The following is a 3,407-nucleotide window of genomic DNA, read 5'->3' on the forward strand; positions in this document are numbered from 1 at the left end:
CGGACGAACAGGCCCCATTCCCACAGGTCATCGAATCGGTCGATCCCTCACGTCATGACGCCGACATCGTCATCTATCTGACGGATCTGCCCCGTCGCGACGATACCCTGCCCGTCATCGCCGACATCAGCACCAAGCACCGGTTCGCGCTCATATCCGTTCCGGGGCTCGGCGCATCGTTCGTGCCGCGCCAGGTGCGCGAAGTGGTGGCATTGGTGATTGGCCAAATGATCGGGATGCCCGGCTTGGCGATGGGGCGCGCCGGGCGGCTTCCATATGCGGGAACCGACGGGGGGATCCGCTACTTTGCCCCCAGGGGGCTGCGACGACTGCGCCTGCTAGTTGGCATGGTGCGCGCAAATCGCCCTTGGCGCTTGGTAACAGGGCTATCACGGGTCCTGGTGGTTGCGTTCGCCAGCGGCGCGCTCGGGCTGGCCACCAAGGAGATTTGGTTATTCTCCGACACGATGGGCCCTTGGCGCATGGGCGCGGCGACCATATTGTCGATCACGGCGATGGTGGCGTGGCTGATCCTGGATCACAAGCTCTGGGAACGGCCGAAGTCACTCACCGAGCGCGGCCGATCTGTGCTGTACAACACCGCGACTTTAGTGACGCTAACGATCGGCGTCACGGTGCTGTATGTGGCCCTGTTCGTCCTGCTGCTGGGCGCCGCAGTTGTCATCCTTTCGCCTGAGCTGTTCGCCAGTGCCCTCGGCCATCGGGTCGGCATTGCCGACTACCTGACGTTGGCGTGGTTGCTGGGGTCGGTCTCCACCGTCGGCGGGGCGCTGGGGTCTGGACTCGAAGACGACCGCGTCGTCAGGGCGGCGGCCTACGGCGTTAGGCAGCGTGAACGCTTCACAGATTCCGACAGCGGTTCCTCCGGGCCTCAATGGAGCTTGGGGGAGTCTTGGCCGAGGAACGATTGAAGCGTCGGACCCGGTGGTCGAGCAGCAGAGATCATGCTTGCGCGGCCGCCGCACGGGTACTCGTCTGAGCACGATGACAGAGTCCTACAGAAGCACGGACGACATCGACCCTTGTGTGCGCGTTTACGGGACGCGGGTCCACAATCTACGGGGTGTCGACGTCGTAGCGCCGCGTGACGCGTTGGTCGCGTTCACCGGGATCTCCGGATCCGGCAAATCGTCGTTGGCCTTCGGGACCATCTATGCCGAGGCCCAGCGCCGCTACTTCGAATCGGTCGCTCCGTACGCCCGTCGTCTGCTATTACAAACCGGCGCGCCCAAGGTAGATGACATCACCGGGCTACCGCCCGCCGTCGCATTGCAGCAGCGCCGGGGTTCGGCGACGTCGCGGTCGACGGTCGGCACCGTCACCACCCTGTCGAACCTGCTGAGGATGCTGTTCTCCCGCGCCGGCACCTACCCGCCGGGGGCCACAGAGCGACTGGACTCCGATGCGTTCTCGCCAAACACAGCGGTCGGTGCGTGCCCCGAGTGCCACGGGCTGGGACGCATCCATCGGGTGACCGAAGAGACACTGGTGCCAGACCCGTCGCTGACCATCCGCGAAGGCGCGGTTGCCGCGTGGCCAGGTGCGTGGCAAGGCCAAAACCTCCGTGACATCCTCGTCACGCTGGGGTACGACATCGACAAGCCATGGCGGAAACTTCCTAAGCGGCAACGCAACTGGATTTTGTTCACAGACGAGCAGCCCACCGTCGAAATCGACCCGAGCCAGCACCCCGTGCAGGCCGATTATTACTACAACGGCACCTTCTCCAGCGCCGAACGCCACGTCCGCCACACGCTGGCCAACTCCCATAGCGCGATGATGCGTCGCCGCGTACTGCAATTCGTCGACAGCGTCGAGTGTCCCATTTGCGGCGGTTCTGGGCTGCGGCCGGAGGCTTTGCAGGTGACTTTCGCCGGGCGCACCATCGCCGACTACATTGCGATGCCATTGGCCGATCTTGCTGATACGTTGCGCCCGACAGCTTCTCGGACCGATGCCGCCGCCGCGTACGAGTCAACGAAATCCGGTGAGCTGACGGAAGTGGCGACCATGATCGCCGCCGACCTCGTCGCACGCCTGCAGATACTCATCGATCTCGGCCTCGGCTATCTCACGCTGAGTCGACGCACTCCGACGGTGTCACCCGGCGAACTGCAAAGGTTGCGGCTGGCAACTCAACTGCGCGCCGGCTTGTTCGGCGTGCTCTATGTGCTCGACGAGCCGTCCGCCGGACTGCACCCCGCGGACGCCGAACCGCTACTCGACGTGCTTGATCGCCTGCGGCGCGCGGGCAATTCGTTATTCGTCGTCGAGCACGACATGGACGTGGTCCGCCGTGCCGACTGGATCGTCGACGTCGGACCCGGGGCTGGGGAGCTTGGCGGGGACGTGCTGTACAGCGGGCCGGTGCCAGGCCTCGCCGACATCGAGGAGTCGGTCACCCGTAGATACCTTTTCGAGGAGCCCGGGCCGCCGCCTCGTCAACCTCGCACGCAATCCGGGCGGCTGCAGCTGCGCGGAATCTGCTTCCACAATTTGAGAGACCTCGACGTAGAACTGCCACTTGGTGTGTACAACGCCGTCACTGGAGTATCCGGTTCGGGTAAGTCGACGCTCGTCGTCAAGGTCCTCGGCGATGTTGTGAAGAGCTATCTCGGCACGGGGCGCGTCGCCGAGCCGGCCGAATCCGACGACGAATCCGACACCGAGATCCTCGATCTCGATCACGACGCGAGCGTTGGTGTGACGGCAGCGGGGGTTGAGGTGATCAACCGGCTGGTGTCAGTCGACCAGCGCCCGATCGGCCGCACACCGCGCTCAACGCTGGCGACCTACACCGGCTTGTTCGACGCCGTGCGCCGCGAATTCGCCGCGACCTCGAAGGCGCGTCGCCGCGGTTGGACAGCGGGCAGGTTTTCGTTCAATGTGGCCGAAGGTCGCTGCCCCACCTGTCAAGGGGAGGGGTTCGTGTCGGTCGAATTGTTGTTCCTGCCAGGCACATACGCGACATGTCCGGCGTGCCACGGAGCGCGGTACTCCGAGGAGACACTCGAGGTGCGCTATCGCGACCGTTCGATCGCCGACGTGCTCGCGATGACCGTCGATGAGGCCTCGGAGTTTCTTGCCGACGTCACCAACGCGGCGCGAAGCCTGACCACGCTGCGAGAGGTCGGACTTGGATATCTCCGTCTCGGACAGCCCGCGACCGAGCTGTCAGGTGGTGAGGCGCAGCGGATCAAGCTCGCGTCCGAACTGCAGAGACCCCGGCGAGGGCATACGCTCTACGTCCTCGACGAGCCGACCACCGGGCTTCACCCCGCCGATGTGGATCTGCTCGATCGTCAACTGCATCGCCTGGTCGACGCAGGCAATACCGTGGTGGTGGCCGAACACGACATGCGGATGGTCGCGGGTGCGGATTGGGT

At 64.7% G+C, this 3,407-nt stretch carries 2 protein-coding genes; both read left to right on the forward strand.

What is annotated here, in order from left to right; genetic code table 11:
- Positions 1-932, forward strand: a 932-nt coding sequence (locus VN856_RS28785) for a hypothetical protein (protein WP_325695705.1), incomplete at its 5' end; no start/stop codon positions are given.
- Between the two features lie 73 nt (positions 933-1,005).
- The coding region (locus VN856_RS28790) for an excinuclease ABC subunit UvrA (RefSeq protein ID WP_325695708.1) at positions 1,006-3,407 on the forward strand (2,402 nt) is incomplete at its 3' end.

Source organism: Mycobacterium sp. (assembly GCF_035603715.1).
In the GTDB taxonomy this organism is placed as follows: Bacteria; Actinomycetota; Actinomycetes; order Mycobacteriales; family Mycobacteriaceae; genus Mycobacterium.